General features: G+C 56.0%; 15 protein-coding genes and 3 pseudogenes. 13 read left to right on the forward strand and 5 right to left on the reverse strand.

Annotation, left to right across the window (positions count from 1 at the left end):
* Nucleotides 1-130 precede the first annotated feature (130 nt).
* Nucleotides 131-352, forward strand: a pseudogene (locus AWB69_RS45770) (DUF1016 N-terminal domain-containing protein); the annotation flags it as partial.
* A gap of 61 nt (nucleotides 353-413) precedes the next feature.
* On the opposite strand, the gene AWB69_RS14985 reads toward AWB69_RS45770, so the two are convergent.
* Nucleotides 414-659, reverse strand: a complete 246-nt coding sequence (locus AWB69_RS14985; RefSeq protein ID WP_156528856.1) for a cold-shock protein — start codon at nucleotides 657-659, stop codon at nucleotides 414-416.
* A 354-nt stretch (nucleotides 660-1,013) separates the two neighbouring features.
* Here AWB69_RS14985 and AWB69_RS14990 point away from each other — a divergent pair, with 354 nt between their 5' ends.
* From AWB69_RS14990 to AWB69_RS49370, 9 genes and pseudogenes are all read left to right on the forward strand, one after another.
* Nucleotides 1,014-1,298, forward strand: a complete 285-nt coding sequence (locus AWB69_RS14990; protein ID WP_331712673.1) for a hypothetical protein — start codon at nucleotides 1,014-1,016, stop codon at nucleotides 1,296-1,298.
* A 267-nt stretch (nucleotides 1,299-1,565) separates the two neighbouring features.
* Complete coding sequence (phaP, locus tag AWB69_RS14995) at nucleotides 1,566-2,132, forward strand: phasin family protein (RefSeq protein ID WP_062085965.1); 567 nt, start codon at nucleotides 1,566-1,568, stop codon at nucleotides 2,130-2,132.
* Between the two features lie 170 nt (nucleotides 2,133-2,302).
* Nucleotides 2,303-3,009: pseudogene (phbB, locus tag AWB69_RS15000) on the forward strand (acetoacetyl-CoA reductase).
* Nucleotides 3,010-3,047: 38 nt separating this feature from the next.
* Complete coding sequence (locus AWB69_RS47705; protein WP_156528857.1) at nucleotides 3,048-3,206, forward strand: hypothetical protein; 159 nt, start codon at nucleotides 3,048-3,050, stop codon at nucleotides 3,204-3,206.
* 536 nt (nucleotides 3,207-3,742) lie between these two features.
* Nucleotides 3,743-4,039, forward strand: coding sequence for a hypothetical protein (locus AWB69_RS15010; protein ID WP_062085969.1), 297 nt, complete (start codon nucleotides 3,743-3,745; stop codon nucleotides 4,037-4,039).
* 88 nt (nucleotides 4,040-4,127) lie between these two features.
* Nucleotides 4,128-4,367: a DUF2934 domain-containing protein gene (locus AWB69_RS15015; protein WP_062085971.1), complete on the forward strand. Its 240-nt coding sequence runs from the start codon at nucleotides 4,128-4,130 to the stop codon at nucleotides 4,365-4,367.
* A 492-nt stretch (nucleotides 4,368-4,859) separates the two neighbouring features.
* Entirely contained in the window at nucleotides 4,860-5,066 is a 207-nt protein-coding gene (locus tag AWB69_RS48665) for a response regulator (RefSeq protein ID WP_062085973.1), read from the forward strand.
* Nucleotides 5,067-5,595: 529 nt separating this feature from the next.
* Entirely contained in the window at nucleotides 5,596-6,036 is a 441-nt protein-coding gene (locus AWB69_RS49365; RefSeq protein WP_231937115.1) for an HAD family hydrolase, read from the forward strand.
* Nucleotides 6,029-6,595 (forward strand): hypothetical protein, encoded by a 567-nt coding sequence (locus AWB69_RS49370; RefSeq protein WP_231937116.1) that lies wholly within the window; start codon nucleotides 6,029-6,031, stop codon nucleotides 6,593-6,595. Before AWB69_RS49365 ends, AWB69_RS49370 begins: the two co-directional genes overlap by 8 nt.
* A gap of 122 nt (nucleotides 6,596-6,717) precedes the next feature.
* Here the strand turns inward: AWB69_RS49370 and AWB69_RS15030 are convergent.
* From AWB69_RS15030 to AWB69_RS15050, 4 genes and pseudogenes are all read right to left on the reverse strand, one after another.
* Nucleotides 6,718-7,078: pseudogene (locus AWB69_RS15030) on the reverse strand (IS110 family transposase); the annotation flags it as partial.
* A gap of 91 nt (nucleotides 7,079-7,169) precedes the next feature.
* Nucleotides 7,170-8,588 carry a hypothetical protein gene (locus AWB69_RS15035; RefSeq protein WP_156528858.1) on the reverse strand — a complete coding sequence of 473 codons (1,419 nt, stop codon included), beginning with the start codon at nucleotides 8,586-8,588 and terminating at the stop codon, nucleotides 7,170-7,172.
* Nucleotides 8,589-8,605: 17 nt separating this feature from the next.
* Nucleotides 8,606-9,433, reverse strand: a complete 828-nt coding sequence (locus AWB69_RS15040; protein WP_062085978.1) for an AraC family transcriptional regulator — start codon at nucleotides 9,431-9,433, stop codon at nucleotides 8,606-8,608.
* A gap of 875 nt (nucleotides 9,434-10,308) precedes the next feature.
* A complete protein-coding gene (locus AWB69_RS15050) occupies nucleotides 10,309-12,372 on the reverse strand; it encodes a glycoside hydrolase family 55 protein (RefSeq protein ID WP_231937117.1) in 2,064 nt (687 codons plus the stop codon).
* Between the two features lie 504 nt (nucleotides 12,373-12,876).
* On the opposite strand from AWB69_RS15050, the gene AWB69_RS15055 reads away from it, so the two are divergent.
* From AWB69_RS15055 to AWB69_RS15065, 3 genes are all read left to right on the forward strand, one after another.
* Nucleotides 12,877-15,099, forward strand: a complete 2,223-nt coding sequence (locus tag AWB69_RS15055; RefSeq protein ID WP_062085981.1) for a GNVR domain-containing protein — start codon at nucleotides 12,877-12,879, stop codon at nucleotides 15,097-15,099.
* A 54-nt stretch (nucleotides 15,100-15,153) separates the two neighbouring features.
* The gene (gene gmd, locus AWB69_RS15060; protein ID WP_062085987.1) at nucleotides 15,154-16,272 is read left to right on the forward strand and encodes a GDP-mannose 4,6-dehydratase; all 1,119 of its coding nucleotides are present in this window, start codon (nucleotides 15,154-15,156) and stop codon (nucleotides 16,270-16,272) included.
* 140 nt (nucleotides 16,273-16,412) lie between these two features.
* Entirely contained in the window at nucleotides 16,413-17,723 is a 1,311-nt protein-coding gene (locus AWB69_RS15065; RefSeq protein WP_062085988.1) for a lipopolysaccharide biosynthesis protein, read from the forward strand.
* Nucleotides 17,724-17,740 lie beyond the last annotated feature (17 nt).

A 17,740-nucleotide genomic window follows, 5' to 3' on the forward strand; every position in this document is an offset into this window, starting at 1 on the left:
GAGGCAAGATTCTCTCCGCGCTGCGGAGAGAATTGACGATCGGTAAGGCGGGGTTCCGCACCTGCATGGTTTCCGGTAAGGTGGCCCCTCGATCCGTCCGCGTTGCACGCAACTCCTTTGGCTTTTACGTATGACTGATTTGATTTCCGGTTCCTTGCTCGACGACGTTCGACAGCTTATCGATGGCGCACGTGCCCGCGCGGCCGCTGCAGTGAACGCAGAACTCACCCTGCTGTACTGGCAGGTCGGTCGCCGCATTTTTGATGATGTACTGCGAGGAGCGCGAGCCGAGTACGGGCAGCAAATCCTGGCCACGTTGTCTCAGCAACTGACGGCAGAGTATATGTCCGGTGTGCCATGGTGAGACCGACGCATACCCGTCCACTACCGCCTGCAGCGAAAGATCGTAGAGTTCAATGCTGCGAGCGATGTCCCGCTCGATGACCAGCATCAGGTTCCGGGCGTTTTCCTCGGCGTGGTTGCTTGCCCTTGGGGCCGGCTTTTACATCAAAGCTGACCTTCTGGTTCTCCTGCAGCGATTTGAAACCTTCTGTGCGAATTTCGGAGAAGTGCGCGAACAGATCCTCGCCGCCGTCGTCCAACGTAATGAAACCAAAGCCCTTCGCATCGTTGAACCACTTGACCGTGCCGGTTGCCATCTTGAATTCCTGAAAAGTAAAACAACGCGCGAGCGCGATCCGCACAGCGTGACACGCGGAATGTTGGCAAGTCTGACGGTCTGTACCAATCGGTGGCAGATGGCATGCTGGTGATAATTCAAACAAAGATTCAAACAAGCCAACTAGCGTGTTTACCCTTGTTAGGCTCGCACGACAAGGCTCTTAAGGGATTCAAAAATTGGATTCAAACGCAGGTCGCATCAGGCAGGACGGCCGAACAGGAAAATATACAGACAAAATAGCTCGCCACGCGATGTAACAAAAGGGGTTGATTCCTCGTGCTGCACCGCATTACCATGGACCCTTCTGAGAGATGCAGTAAGCAACGCGCGTATGTATCGCAGCATCGGCCGACCGCTGTTGACGGCACCGAATATGCGCGCTTTGCTGCAGCTAAAATATAACGACAAGGACGAGAGAATGCTTAGTCCTCACGAATTCGCTACCCTGATGCTGATCAAGAACGCCTCCCGTCAATTCGACCCGAGTCATGAGGACCTTGATGCGCTGCTGACGCATCAACTCATCGCCCTGGACAAAGACCCGCCTGGCCAGTTGCGCCCTTACGTCACTCGCGACGGCGGGGCGATCCTTCGCGCAGTAGCACGGGCTCGCTAGGAATTCACCCTCCCCAAAAGTAACACCGTTCGCCCTGCCGCATGGCCACGCGGCGGGGGTCACACCTGAGCGTCCCCATTGATACCTCCGACTGGTGGATTAGCGTCATTTATATGATTAGTAATACATATAAATGATCGGAATCAGAACTTTTGTTCGTCGGTTCTGAGCAGGGGATTCAGCGCTCATCGATCAACCCGGTCCATCGCGTCAAGGTTTGCGTCCGATTCCCCGGACACGCGACGGATCATCTTCAGGAGCTGCATCATGAGTTTGTTGTCGCCCGAGCAAATCGCTGCCACGCAAAAAGCCAATCTGGACACGTCGCAGGGTCTGGCCAACACCGCGCTCGAAGGTTTTCAAAAGCTGGTTGGACTTAACCTGCAAGCCGTCAAATCGATGCTCTTCGAAAACCAGGATACGGCGCGCAACGCGCTGTCGGTCAAAGATCCGCAAGAGCTGGCCGTTTTGCAGGCCCGCCTGATGCAGCCGGCTGCCGAGAAGATTCAGTCCTACAGCCGTCAGGCGTTCGCGATTGTGGCGGAGACACAAACCGAGTTCGCGAAGGTCGCCGAGGCGCAATACGAAGCGTATAACCGCCGGGTGCAGGCGCTGATCGACAACCTCGCGCAGAGCGCGCCGGTTGGGTCAGAGGCCACCATTGCCGCGCTGAAGTCGACCATGACGGCGACCGATACGTTCTACGAGACGGTCCAACGCACCACCCGACACGCGGTCGAAGTCACCGAAAGCAACTTCAATGCAGCGGCTGCCGCAGCGTCGAAAGCAACCCAACAGGCCGTCGAGCAAGCGTCACGGGCCGCGAAGAAATAATGAGATGTGCACACCCCGCTTTGTCGTCTCGACCCGGAGGAGTGCATGGATAGCTCCCGCAGCCCGTCTGCATGGTCGGACGGCAGGAGCCGTTGCCCAACATCGTTAATCACTGACCGATAGGAGGAGATTGAGCTATCGCAAAGGAACTGGCCTTGGTGACAGGCGGCATGGGCGAGCTGGGCGAAGCCATTAGCGTCAAGCTCTATGACGCGGGTTATACGGTCGTGGTCACGCATTCGCTGAACAATACGGGCGCCGAGACCTGGCTCGCGCAGATGGCTGCTGATGGCCGACAATTCCACGCCTATGCGCTCGACGTGGGCGACTACGAGACCTGTCAGCAATGTGCGCAGCAAATCAAGAACGAGGTCGGCCCGATCGACATTCTGATCGACAACGCGGGCATTACGCGCGATGCGAGCGTGAAGAAACTGGACAAGCTCAATTGGGACGCGGTGATCCGGACCAATCTCGACTCGGTGTTCAATATGACGAATCCGCTGTGCGAAGGTATGGTCGAGCGTGGTTGGGGCCGCATCGTCAATGTGTCGTCGATCATCGCCTCCAAGGGTGGCTTCGGCCAGACGAACTACGCGGCCGCCAAGGCCGGCATGCATGGCTTCACGAAGTCGCTGGCGCTCGAAGTGGCGAAGAAAGGCGTGACGGTCAACACGATCTCGCCCGGATTCATCGCGACCAAGATGGTGACCGCGGTGCCGCAGGAGGTGCTCGATACCAAGATCATTCCGCAGATCCCGGTCGGCCGGCTCGGGCAGCCCGAGGAGGCGGCGCTCGTGCTGTATTTATGCTCGCGGGAGGCCGCGATTGTGCCCGGGCCAACCTTGCGATTAACGGCGGTCAGCATCTACAGTAAAGCAAACGGGCAGTCGAACACGAGAATAGGAGTTCGCCATGAACATATCCTGGGTGGGCGTGGTGGTCGGTTCATTCGTACTCGCCATGGCGGCGACGTTGATCATTGGTCACTATCGCCGCGAGCATCGGCGCGAGCGGCTACTCCGTCGGATGGACCATCATCACTTTTGGGACGTGATGCGTCGCCGACCTTGACAGCGCCCCTACCCAGGGACGCCGATTCGTAACGCGGGACAAACCGAGCCGCAAGGAACCCTGCGGGATGATGAGCGTGACGTGCGTCGCTCCCTACAGCTTTCTGTCCTGCGTGCGTACGTTGCCCCTATGAGCACCAACAACCCACCGCTGACTCGGTACTAACGTCAATGACAAGTCAATATGAGCATCCGGCTAACCCAGCACTGCCGAGCATCACCGTGCGGGCTGCGACGGGCCAACTGAGAGTCGTTTCCGTCTGGCAGGCGTTTGGACGGTATGCAGTGCAGGCGCAGCGGACGACCGTGCACTGCAAAAGGAAGAGCGGCCTGGAGGAAATGACCGTCGTATTTGAATCGATCTCGCTCGCTGAACTGAGCGAAATCGTCCGTCGTCTGAACGCTTTGTCGTGGGTGAGCGCCGCGTCGCTCCACGTCGCGACGGGCGCGGCCTCCCGGGAGCGAGACCGATCGAGAACTGAGCACCAGTCGCACACACCTGTCGGTGAAGAACAAGAACCTTGAGAGGAGTAACGTATGAGCGTCGATGACTATGCACAACAAGAGCTTGTTCATATTGAGAGAATGATTGTCGAACTCGAGCGACTAACGCAAAACGGCCGAGTCATAGCGGAACAAGACCCCGTCACTCGACCTGAATACTGGCGAAATCGTATTCATGATTTGCTGAATGCCTCGGAGGTGAGCGTTTTCACGACGAAGCATGCTGCTGTTTTATTGGAAAGGCTGACGAGCCTATCGGAGGTGTTGGACCGACATAATCGGCCCGATCGATCAGATCAAATAGGGTCTGTCCAGACAGGGGTACCGTGATAAGGATCCCGTACTGCCTTTGCAACCACGACCGGTCCCAGCTAGGAGAAGCAACTCGGAACCGTCCATCAACACAGCGAGGTTTCACTTGGAAGCGCTTACGCTGGAGCAGCGCATTCGGACACGCGCGGATGAACTTTGGAAGCAGGACGGCAGTCTCGAGGGCTGCGCTGACGAATACTGGCGGCAAGCGCGACAACTCGTTGAACTCGAGGTAGCCAAAGAGTCCGCAGCAACTAGGGACGGGCACGGCGCCAAACATAACAAATCTGACGTTGAGAATAGTCAAAGAAATACTGCTCATAGATGGGTCGTCGCAGAGATGTAAACGCGGGTGTCGCGAAAAGCGAAGGATGAATTCGATATGTTTAGATTGTTTATATAACCAACGGGGGCATCCCTCAGACAACGACGGTCGGGCTGCTGTGCCATTCATCACGCAGTGGGTTGCCGATCAGCGTGTGCCCGCACACCGGTGGCCGTCGCTATCGGTAACGCAATGAAATCCCGCTCCGGAAATCGCGGTGTAGGTCTTCGGAAACGGCAGGTAGAGTTTCGCAATCCAATGTATTGCTCACGGAGGACGTGAGAGACGGTACGCGTCGCTTGTGATGCTCAGGCTTGTGTAACAGGATGAAAAAGTATGCGCAGGGGCAGCCCCGCGCTGGAACACCAACGGGTGGAAAGGGCAACAGCAGTACCTTTTGTTCATAACTGGAGCGCTGGCGATACGCCACGGGAACTCCTTTCCAGCCAACGCGCACACGTTACGGATTGAACCTGCTCCCGCATCCGGTTCCGCGTTTGACAGGAGGGCGACATGAGCATCACCAACGCGCGGGTCGCTGTGGTCGACGACGCACCCGTAGCTATGGCTACCAGCCGACTTCTCCGCTCACATGGCATAGAAGCCGCAGCCTTTGCAGATGGCAGTGTGTTTTTGGATCGCCTATCCGCAACGCCAGCCTACCGTCCCGCATACGTGATGCGGAATCTGAATATGCCTGGACTTAACGGGTTCGATTGACGATATGGGCGTCCGACGGACGGCGTTGGCTGCGGCCGCAATAGCCTGGTTAGACAAACCGTACGACCGGAATTTCCTGGTCAAGACGGTGCGCGAAGCGCTGAGCGCGCAGGAACAGAGAAATAAAAGTTGCCCGCTCGATGAACTGCACCCCAAAAGTTGAACGGGTGTCCAACTTTTGGGGTGCAGTTCAGTCGAACAAGCGGCGGCCGCTGCAGGTTCGTTAGTGGATCAGGCGAAAGCTTTAAAGGCGCACGTCAGATTCTTTAGGATTTCAAACGAAAACATCGCTCATGCTTGATGGGTCTAGTTTTTGCGCGCGCGAGTCTGGTATCGAAAAGACATTGAACAAGAACAATAAGTCGTTGAATTCGCGACCGCGTCCGTTGACGCATTGGACGTGGTCGTTAGCAGCCTGATGAGTCTCTCAGCTCGTCTTTAGCCTTCTTTCAGATAAACATTCGAGAAACAGGAAGAACAATTTTCGCGTCGACCTTCATAATTGCGGGCAATCATTCGATAAAAGATCATGCAGACATTGTCTTTAGCGCCGCCCCTTCAGTTTTCCACTGTCCAATTCTTACTTACCGACATGGACGAGACATTGACCTACAAGGGTCGTCTGGCCGCAGCCACATACATGGCCCTCGAGCGGTTGCAGGCAAGCGGCATTCGAGTGGTACCTGTTACCGCCGCGCCTGCTGGGTGGTGTGATCAGATGGCGCGCATGTGGCCGGTCGATGGCGTGATTGCCGAGAACGGCGGCCTCTTTCTCAGGCATGAGCCAAACGGCCACAGCGTCGAGCAGGTTTACTGGCATCCTCCGGGAAGCATTGCCAACATACAGAAGCAACTTCAGGTGATCGCCGGGGTCGTCGAGGAGGCTGTCCCTGAGGCTCGACAGGCCGACGATCAAGCGCTTCGGCTAACCAGTCTTGCCTACAAAACGTACGGGGACGGACGTGGATGACCGGATTGTCGAAGCACTCGTCGACGCAGGGGCTGATGCGACCATCAATAATCTTTGGGCACTAGGCTGGATTGGCGGCTACGACAAGTTGTCGATGTCGATGTCGATATCGATCCGGGTGCTTGCCGAAACCTTTGGTATTAGTGCTGAGGCCGCTACTGAGTTGGTTGCCTATTCCGGCGACTCAACAAACGATGGGCCGATGTTCGGCTTCTTCAAACATACGGCGGGCGTGAGCACTATTGTCGGTTACTTACCACAATTTCCCGTTCCCCCCGCGTGGGTCACCAGCGGTCCAGGGGTGTTGGCTTCGTCGAATTCGCGGACGCGATCCTTAGAACACGGATTTAATGCGCGCCTGTGGAGTCGTTGGTTAAATGATTCGTCTGTTTCGGGGTGCGCTCACGATTCGGATGAAAACGGAATAGCCGCACCGCACAAACATGTAAATCAACGACCTCGCGCGCTTGTCTTGTCGCAGTCCATACCGCGACTGCATGAGAAGCAGGAAGCCTTACCCATAAAGGTGCCGCGGAACGCAATTGTCGGAGCGGGGTGAGACAAACACCCAAACAGCAACTCTTTGATTTATAGGAATATTTAAATAGGGCCGCCTCGCAAACCCGTGCCAGTGCTAGAGTTCGCTAGCCCGGTAAACTGCCTCAAAATACAGGCGACCCCTGAAAGCATCGCCTGTTGCGCTTGGGTCTTGATCGGCACAAAGCGCATGTGCGGTCGCCTTACCGCCTCGTAGATTGCTTCGGCATCGGCCGCATCGGTCTTGTTGCTGTTTACGTAAGGTCGAAACGAACTGCGGGGCAATCAGGCGCACGGTGTGTCCGAGCTCCGGGAGTTCCCGGCCCCAATAATGCGATGACCCACACGCCTCCATGCCTACTACGCATGGCTCGAGTTTTGCGAAAAACGGCAGTACGTCAGCGCGGCGCAGTTGCTTGCGTACGACGAATTGCCCCTGCGAATCCACTCCATGAACCTGAAACAAGGTTTTTGCCAGATCCAATCCAACGGTCTCTATCTTCATGATGAACGCTCCTCTGCCGTGGAAGTCACGACCTCTCCACTTTGGCATATGCCTACCCCGAGGGGAGGGGGTCGTCCATCACATCACAGCCTTAACGAATCCCGACCGACCCTCGCATTTGCCTTGTGAAGCGGAAAATCCGCATCACGATATTGCGCATGACGATAGCGGTCATGGGAAACAGATAGAACCACGCAATCAGGATGATCGGCCCGCGCATGACGAGGAAAAGCGTGACTAGTGAGGTAATGTAAAGACCGCATTCCAGTCCATAGGGACGGGCCTGGCGAACGCGACTATATATCCGATAGACGCTCCGTGTCAGGCAAAGGTAGCCAAGGTTGTACAGCAGGATCCCGGACATGCCGGAGTCTGAGATCCGGTCAAAAAGGAAATCGAAGTACATCGGCATGCCAACGATCTTTTCGTCGTAGAGAATAGCGGAGACGTCGTAGGTCGGCTTGTTTGGGAAGAGCGCGCGCGGCGTGAACGAACTGATCAGTTGCATGAACCACGAACCGTTATGGTAAAGCTGGTGATCGATGATGTACTGGAGGTATCGGAGATAGTCCGCGGTCGCGTCGCTATGGGCGAAGTAGTTGCTGTTTTCGGCCGCCGCTCCAATGCCGGGAAGTCCGCGGGTATCCGAGGTCATAGCTGTAATGAGTGACATACCCATCTGCTTTTGCCAGTCCGCAAGAAGCGAGATGCCGGCGACCAAGGCTAATAACACAGCGGTCCGGCCTGAGATAACGCGCCAGTTCAAGCTCGGCACCGCGACTAGCACAGCGAGGCAGGTGATGGCGATCGGCGCCAGCATGGTGGTCCGGTTCGCGGCACTCGATGAAAATACTGCGCTTGTATAAATACACATTAACGCAACCGGGCCCCAACGATGACGCTGAGCGTACGACGCCTGGATCGTTGCGAACGTGACCACCATGAACGAACCCAGGACGGAGGCAAGGGGTATATCGGACGACTCGAGTTGCACAATGACGGCGTACGCAAGGCTCACCGAGATGAAAAATAACAGCCTTAGCACACCGATTTTTGTTTCGCGTCCAGCTTTGCATTTCGTGGCTTTCTGAGGTGGGACTCCGACGCCGACTTTATCCGTCCAGAAGAGCAGCACCAACATGGTCGAGAGGACTACGCCGTAACCATACATGGTGAGTGCGCCGGTGTACTGCTGCAACAGCGCGCCTGAATTCTGCGCTAGCAACGCGACTCCATAGCAGTGGTTAAAACCCCATACTGTCATTGAGAACAGATACACGACACGGTAGTCGAGCAGGCCACGATAGCGTGGCATGACGGCCAGCAAAAAGCTTAGCGGAAAAATCAAGCTAAGCTGAGCGCCCCACGCCGGGTCGATCCATAACAGCCAAAGCAGACCCGTTCCAATCAGCATCGGAATCATGGGTACAGGACCAAGTCCCGTTACTCCCGCGGCAGGTGTCATAGGTAAAGATGCCGGCGTAGGCGTGTCAGTCCAGAATCGGTTCATGTCAGGTTCCGCGCTTCCTACGTTGGCAGACCGTCCGCGAGGCGCTCATCGCTGTTGGTGCTTCGGCCCGGCATCTCACTCGGGAAGTTCGCTCGGGTAACTTCAACGCGTGCCCGAGCGCGGAATGCTGTCGGTGACATGTTGAGTCGTTTGCGAAAGACCTTGGCTAACCGTGCACCGCTGCCCATCCCGCTGCGACGGGCGATCTTGTCAATCGGCAGATTGCTTTCCTTGAGCAACTGGCAAGTACGGTTCAATCTCGCGCACAGCAAGTACTCTGAGGGTGTCACACCCATCTCCTCCCGAAACCGTCGCAGAAAGTTGCGCTTGCTCATTGCCACGGCCCGGGCGGCATCGGCAACTGAGATCAGCCGGTCACAGTTCGTTGCCAGCCATTTTGTGGACGCAAGAATCTTCTCGTTGCCTCTTGACGCAGCAACTTGGGATTTCAGATGAGTCTTCCCGGTTCCATCATTGAACTGGAAGCGCGCGGTCCATGGTCGAGCAGGCGCAGAGTCGACGTGAGCGCTGGTTGCGGGCGATGCGCTTGTTGGTGCTTCACGCTGTTCCAGGCCGTATTGCGTGACGATCGGCGCGTGAGGACCGGTTCGAGGTGTGAGCAATAGCCGCACGTTATAGATACGGCCATCTGCTCCCTCCAGCGACGGCATCTCATTGATCACGTGCAACACGCAGTTGATTGTGTCCGACACGTTGTCCGAGGCGCCATGCTCGGAGTCCAGGAAAAATACGATGCCGACTTGCGCAGTCACATCGTTCCAGTTAAAAATTGGCGCACCCGCGTCGAGACCCAACAGTTGCAGATTGCGTTCAGCGTCGCGCATACAACCTCCTTAATAGGAAGGATTGCTTTCCTTCGTAGCGGTGGGAACCTGCCGCGCCGCACCCAAACACGATCTATTGGCCTTGGCTGATTTTTCTATTTCCATAATGGACTGACGTATATCGGCCATGGGGAGGCGGGATATTTTCTTATCAAAAGACAATTGATCTAATTTTCTTTAAATCGCCATTTTATTGATTGAGAATTAAAAACAGCAAGTGCTCACTACCACCCGCAATCGTTATCTTCGCCGATGCAGATGCTGAATCAAAACAAGATCGGCCGTAAATTTCTCTATAAAAACAAGAAACTATTTATCAATTTTCAACTGTTCGGTATCGCACATTACATTGGACTTTTCTCCTTATACCTGGTTTTCTGCATTTTCCAGACATTCTCCGACGACACAAACATAAACGTTCGCACGGACTCGTTTCGGCTCCGCCGGATTGGGTAAGTCGTCGCATGATGGTAGTGAGGCTGAGTGAGGCTGCCCTCAGGCCCGGAACATACTTTCACTGCTGTGTCTCATACGATCACGGAAACGCGAGACGCCCAGGACCTACAATCGGGATAGTTTGACGTGGCCACATCTCAAACCACTGCGTGGTCAAACGAGGTGATAAAACTGAAAGCATTGAGCGCCCCGCCATTCCATCCAATAGTACATCTTTAAAACTATGTCATGCCAAGTTAATGAAATTTAACAACATTTAATATGTTATTAAAACAAAACTTCCAATTTATTTTTGCGCTGAATCTTAATAAAATTAAGAAAGCAATGATGATATGGACTTGGGAATGAGGAATGAGGAATGAGGGATGAGGAGGAGTGTCGCGGTAGATGGGGCATTGAGACTGGTCAGCTCTTGGTCTTCAAGCAGGTGAAGCACGTGACACAGCAAGCCAGTCCACCTCCGGCACATTCGCGTTGCTGCTCGTCGCTCTTATCCAGCCGAGCACGCCCTCGCCATTGCCTGGCACCGGCCGGCCATGCCTCGACGCTGAGTTCCATACGAAGTCGCCCTGTGTCCACGTGCCGAGAGCCGGCATGGACGGAGCCGAGAAGGTCGGCAAGGCGACCACGGGCGCAATATAGAGGGCGCCCGAAGGGCCAAAGAGGACGTTGCCAAGCGCCGCCGCCAGGTATTGTCTGGAAGACGGGCGAGCAGTCAGTTCAACACGGGCGAAGGCGGCTCTTGCCGGCGGCACAATATGTTGTGAGTAGATCGTGGTCGTGCGCCCATTCTGGATAAAGCCATAACCGTTAGTGGGCACTACTCCACCGAGCAGGAAAACGCCGGCGTTCACGCCTTCGCCAAGGCGGAGTTTGCTTGCATCATGAAACGTGACCTGCACGCCGACATCGCCGCCGCCCGGCACCGCGTTAGCTCTCAACTGCACGAATACGTCTGCGGAAAAATCGTAGCAAGTGGCCGGGTCGACCGCAATGAACCACGCAATGGAGTTCGCTGTGTCGAGCGATGCGCCATAAAGCCATCGTCCGCCGCGCTGAACGGGCGACGCGAAACCGATAAGGCTCTCAGCATCAAAGGAATCGTCCGACATGTATGAAACAGGAAGGCGCCGCACTCCGATCGCCGCAGCGTAATCAGACACCAGACTAGTCGCACATTCCGTGCGCGCGGAGAGTGCAAACGTTTCATGTCCACATCCCACCGCCGCCACACCGGTAATATTCCGAAGGCTATAGAGACGATGATCGAATGCCGCGCTGGTGTTAGCCGCCGGGTTGGTTGTCGCGTCGAGCTGCTGCTGCGCAGAGCTGAGTGTAAGTTGCTTATCGAAGCGTCCACGCCCGATGTCCAGTCCATCGATATCAATTGTAGTACCCAGTCCACCGATGTTGATCAAATCGACAACGCCCTTATAGGCGACATCGGCGACCACGTTTTCGCCGTTGCATTTTCGAATGCGCAAGATCCCCTGCGTAGTGTTTAGCTTGGCGATCCCGCCCATCAGATAGCAATGGTCCAGGTAGATGTTGGAACCTCCTGAGTCGCACTGTTCGTGAATGGCATAAGTGTGCTGCTGCGCGACCGACGGAGCCGATAGAAGTGAGTTGCTGAACTGGATGTCGCCGGCGTTGGTAAGTTGCAGGGTGTAAAGCGCATGGTCGTTTGCATTTTCGAACGAGCACGTGTCGAATTCAACGTTGACGCTTTGCTGCCTGGCGGCCTCGAATGCGAAGCACTGGCTCAGCAACCTCCGCCCGCTGCTGTCAAGCACCGCTAGGGGATCAAGGCTTCCGTCTGAGAATTCGATAACCTCCGAGCGAAATACGCAATTGCGCAATTGCATCTGCGCAAAGTCCACGGTCATGGTGGTTCCGCCGGACGGTGGATCGATCTCGAAGCCGTGTTTCCCCGACCTTGAGAACCGAGAAGCTACGCCGCCTGAAAAGCAAACGCCCACATATCGGATATCGACTTCCTCCAAAACGTTCCGCCAGAACGTCCCGTTACCGACTACACCATAGAACGGCGTATGGTAAGCATCCCCGAGATACTTCCGGCCACCCACCAGTGCGAGTCGCCTGAGACTAACAAAGCCCTGAAGAAATATCATGGGTTTTTTTGCGCTCGACATTGGCACCCGGCTGGCCCAGAGGAGGTACGTGGAGTGCGGGCCGTCACCGGTCAACGTGATGGCGGTCACGTTGTTTGCAAGGTCCTTTTCGTTAGGGCTGTACTTGTGCGATAGCTCCAGCGTTTCCGCTATCAGGTAGCAGCCGGCAGGAGCGTAGACGCTCCTGCCTGTATCGAACGCGTGCGAGATGGCCGCTCTGAAGGCTGCGGTATCGTCCGCATGACCATCCCCCCTGGCACCGAACTGCATGACATTGATGTGCTCTTTGGCTTGAATGCAAAGCACTTCGGCAGGTGTTGGAGGAAACGGCTGAGCGTTGATTTTCTCCAAGGGCAGCACTGGCCTGCGTGTGCCGAGCGTGTCATTTGTCGGAAAACGATTGGGCCTCGCTTGCTTCGTGGGTGCCTGGGCCGTGCTTGTCATGCTAAGCGCGCAGCCTGCGAGGCATGCCCTTATGGCGTCTCTTCTCGATGGCAACTAAGGATCTCCGTTAAGTCTTTCGATAAAAATGATTTAGCAAAACGAATCAAAATTGAATGCGATAGATTTCCCTTCGGAACGTGTTTGGTTGCTTCGGTGACGCCCAAGCATATCGCTTAAGCCGGTTGCTATCGAGATGACAATAGTACCGGCTGTTCCTCACGCGCCAACATGTTGTCCGCATCGGTCAAGCCGGTTGCGCCATCAGTTCCGCTGCGTATGATCGGAAGCGTCAAGCGGTTCTAAAGGATTCGAATCTAATAGATGCCCGTGCATGCTGGCGCACGCATTGCGTCAGCGATCAGTAGTCCGCATTGGAAAAGTCATGCAGGAACGAACGTGGGAAATGATCCTATGAATCAGGCTTCAGAAAGCATTCCAATGGATTCGACGAATGATGACAACTTTCGTGTCGGTGACTACGTTGCTTTCGTGCTTCGCAACTGGCGGATCATAGCTGCAATAACGTGCGCGGTATTGGTAGTGGGTTTCGCCTACGCTTGCTTTGCGCCGCCCGTCTATCGCGCAGATGCAAGTATCCAGGTGGAAGCGGACGGACCGGATAATCACGAGCAGGTCGGCCAATTGCAGGAGATCTTCGACTCAAGGGCCAAGACAACCGCCGACACGGAAATGGAGTTGATGCGTTCGCGTCTCGTCATCACGGCAGCCGTGCGCAAGTTGAATCTTGATATTCAAGCCGCTCCGCGCTATTTTCCCGTGATCGGTGCGTGGTGGGCTTTGCATCATCCGGTAGACCAGCCGGCAGCTCCGGTGTTCGGACTGTCGCAGTACTCGTGGGGTGGCGCAAAAATAAACGTATCGCATTTTGATGTTCCGCCCGCTCTTGAGGGGAAAGAATTTTTCGTCGTTGCGGGAAATAACGGATCGTTTGAGCTCGTAGATCCGGACGGTGGCGTGCTCGCCCGCGGTAAAGTGGGTGAGAACGTTTCGGCCATGAGCGCCAGCGGACGCGTTGAACTAAACGTGAGTCAGCTTCGGGCACGACCCGATACGGAATTCAAATTGACCCGCGCGTCTGAATTGCAGGCGATCACGGACCTCCAGGAGACGCTGTTCATTACCGAAAGAAGCAAGCAGTCCGGTCTCGTATCGGTTTCGCTTGATGGACACGATCCGAAGCGCCTTGCGCGGATCGTCAATGCGGTGGCTAACGAATATGTAGCCCAAAACGTCAACAGGATGTCGGCGGAGGCTGAGCACTCGTTAGCGTTCCTCGAGCAGCAGTTACCCGTGCTGCGCGACGAGTTGGAAGCGTCTGAACAGCGATATAACGCGTTCCGAAATGAAAAAGGCACCGTCGACCTTAGCGAAGAAGGACGTTTGTTACTGCAGCAAATAGTCGATAACAAGTCTAGGACAATGTTGCTCGAACAGCGGCGCGCCGATGCGGCGCAACGTTTCCAGCCGTCGCATGAAGCGGTCGGCACGTTCGATGCCCAAATAGCATTGCTCACCCAGGAGTTGGGCGTGTTGACCAAGCGTGTGGCTGCGCTCCCGGACACGGAGCAGACCGCGCTGCGCTTGTCGCGCGACGTTCGAGTCAATACGGAACTCTATACGAACCTGCTGAATAGTGCGCAGCAGCTAAGGGTTATCAAGGCCGGGCGGATCGGTGGCGTGCGGCTGGTCGACAGCGCGGTGGTGCCCGAAAAACCGGTCGCACCAAACCGGCGGTTCGTGATGTCTGCCACGGTTTTGCTCGGGGTGGTACTTGGTATTGCCGTGGCGCGGGTGCGTACAGCGATCAACCAACATGTAGAGAGGTCGGTAGAAATAGAGAGGGTCTCCGGTATTCCAGTTTATGCCGTGGTGCCTCACAGCGATCGGCAGTTGCATATGCAGCGGCGCTTGCGGCGCGGCCGGGACGGTGCACGCGTGCTGGCGCTCGAAGCGCCCCAGGACGTAGCGGTAGAGAGCCTGCGGGTGCTCCGGACCGCGCTGCAGGGGCAATCTATCAGCGCCGGCAACAATATGGTAATGATCACCGGGACGCGCCCCGATGCGGGCAAGTCGTTCCTGTCAGTCAACTTCGCAGCGGTCTCGGCGGTCGCGGGACGGCGAGTGTTGTTGGTCGACGCGGACATGCGATGCGGCAACCTGCACACCTATTTCGGACGTGGTTGCGAAACCGGCTTCGCCAACGCGCTTGCAGGCACGGATGCAACGGGACTGGTCATGCACGACGTGATGCCCGGCGTGGATTTCTTGTCAAGAGGGGTGCCTATCGTGGCACCTGATGAACTGTTATTGGGCCACCGCGCTCAGGACATCCTGGCGCAATTCTCCCGTGAGTACGACATAGTGATTGTCGATACACCGCCGTTGCTTGCGGTAACCGACACCGCACTACTGTGCAAATGCGCGTCCACTACCTTGCTGGTCGTGAGGTATGGACAGCATTCGGCCGAAGAAATCGCGGAAGCGGGCAAGCGCTTGGGGCACGTAGGCGCGGCACTAAGCGGCATTCTTGTGACGGATGTTCCGAACGGAGCGTTCGCGTACAAGTCCGGTTACAGCAAGTATTACAAATGGGACAACGCGCATGAGGCTTAGCCGCACCCGACCATACCCCCTTTCATCCGAAACATTGCTCGCAAGAGGTTTTCAATGAATAGAACGGTTGCCTTGATCACGGGCATTACCGGCCAGGACGGCTCATATCTCGCTCAACTTCTGCTCGACAAAGGGTATGAGGTTCACGGGATCAAACGCCGCACCTCGCTGTTCAATACCGATCGGATCGATCACCTCTACCAGGGGCCCCATGCAGTGGATCGTCGGCTCGTCTTGCATCACGGCGACATGACGGATTCGATGAGCCTTTTGAGCATCATCCAGCGTGTGCAGCCGGACGAAATCTACAATCTTGCGGCTCAGAGTCACGTTGCAGTGTCGTTCGATGAGCCTGAATGGACGGCGAATGTAGACGGAGTGGGTACCTTGCGCATTCTCGAGGCCATCCGCACGCTTGGAATGCAGGGCAAGACACGCTTTTATCAGGCGTCGAGTTCGCAGCTGTTTGGTCTGGTCGAGGAGACGCCACAAAGCGAAACTACGCGGTTTTATCCGAGAAGCCCGTACGCCGTAGCAAAGTTGTATGCCTACTGGATTACGGTGAACTATCGGGAAGCGTACGGGATCTTCGCGTGCAACGGTATCCTATTCAATCACGAATCACCCGTGCGCGGTGAGACCTTTGTTACCCGCAAGATTACACGCGCGCTAGCGCGGATTGCGGTCGGAAGCCAGGACTGCCTGCATCTCGGGAACTTATCGGTTTTGCGGGATTGGGGGCACGCGAAGGACTATGTAGAGATGCAATGGCTGATGTTGCAACAGCCTGAGGCGCAGGACTTCGTAATTGCCACAGGCATTCAGTACAGCGTTCGGGAGTTCGTGTCGGCTGCGGCGGCTGAGCTTGGCATCACCATCCGGTTCGAGAAAAGCGGTTCCGACGAGGTAGGGGTTGTCGAGAAGGTCTCGGGAAAGCAGTTGCGCGTTCAGCGCGGCGACGTGATCGTGCGCGTTGACCCGGCCTACTTCCGGCCGACCGAAGTCGAAAACCTGATGGGCGACGCGACCAAAGCGCATATGCAGCTAGGTTGGTCGCCAACCACGTCGTTCGACGCGCTCGTCAAAGAAATGGTGCAATACGACTATCAGGTAGCAAAGAGGGATGCGCTTGTTACGCTCGCCGGATTCAAGGCGTTCGCTTACAACGAATGAAATCGGGGTCTTTTTTTAGCATGTGCTCGCCGCGTGAAAACGTGAACGGCGGTTCGTCATGCGGACCGCGCCCGCAGCCGGAAAGACACTCGGTCAAGTGACGGACTGTCCTCCCGTCTAATCGATGGTGCCTTGAGAACATGAGTCGAACGCTTCATAGAATTTCGCTCGGCCTGGGGGCGAATGCTTTCGGGCAGGTTGTTACCATCGCCATCCAGTTGATCTCGCTACCGGCGTTCCTGCATTTCTGGCCCCTCTCGCGTTACGGCGAGTGGCTGTTGCTTGCCGCGATTCCGGCGTATCTGTCGGCCGTGGACATCGGCATCCTGTCGGTCGGCATGAATCGTATGGCGATCCTCGCAGCAATGGGTGACATCAAGGCTGCAGAACGGATTTTCCAGAGCCTTCTATGCTTCGCAACAGCCGTGATCCTGGTAGTGGCTTGTGTGGTACTTCCGGCTATATGGTTCATCCATGTCGGCGATTGGGGCGCGAGCTTTGAGCACAGATTGACGCTGTCCCTGCTGGTAATTGCAGATCTTGCGTGCATTTACACGGGCCTGTTCGAAGCGGTGTTTCGCGTATGCGACCGCTATGCGCTGGGCGTCGTGGCCCTGAATTTCGCGCGACTCGCGGAGTGGCTTGGCAGCCTCGTCGGACTGATGGTGGGAGGCACGCTCGTCGATGTTGGATTGGGGTTGCTGGCCGGACGCCTGATTGCGACGGCGTCTACATGCATCTACCAGATATGCTGCTACCCGAATTACCGGTGGAGCTTTCGTGGCGCAAGCAGAGCTGAACTGCTCAGCATGGTCGCTCCTGGCCTGTCGTTCCTGGCTTTACCGGCAGCAAATGCACTGAGCATCCAAGGCATGGTGATCCTGATTGGTACCATGTTCGGAACACCGGCCTTGGCTGTGTTCAGCGCTTATCGGACGCTATCGAGGATCGCCTTTCAGTTAATCAACATGCTTAGTCGAGTTCTCTGGCCGGAGTTCTCCAGGCGATACGGAGAAAAGGCTTACGGGACCATGCACGAGTTGTATCGCTACGGTACGCTCGCGACGGTGGTGGCTTCGTTAGGTGGCGCGGCCGTGCTCTATTTTATCGGGCCGTTTTTGCTGCATTGGTGGACGCACGCGAAGATCGCCTACATTCCCGGACTTTTCAATCTTCTCTTGGTTGTCACCGCGTTCTCAGGGTCCTATCAGGTTGGTTTGATCCTGCTCGCTGCGGTCAACAAGCTTGCCGGCCTGTCCATCGTCTATATCAGTGCGTCCTTACTCAGTGTCGGCGCGTCGTATCTCGCCGGCAAGCATTTTGGGATCGACGGAGCAACCGCCGCCATGATGCTTACGGAGGTTGTGATGATCTGCACATGCTACTACTACGTCAGGGAATTCTTCGATGAACACACTCCCAGGCGAGCATCATCACTAGCCCCGCAGTGAACGAAAGGGCGATGTGT

It is taken from the genome of Caballeronia udeis (assembly GCF_001544555.2).
GTDB classification, from domain to species: Bacteria; Pseudomonadota; Gammaproteobacteria; order Burkholderiales; family Burkholderiaceae; genus Caballeronia; species Caballeronia udeis.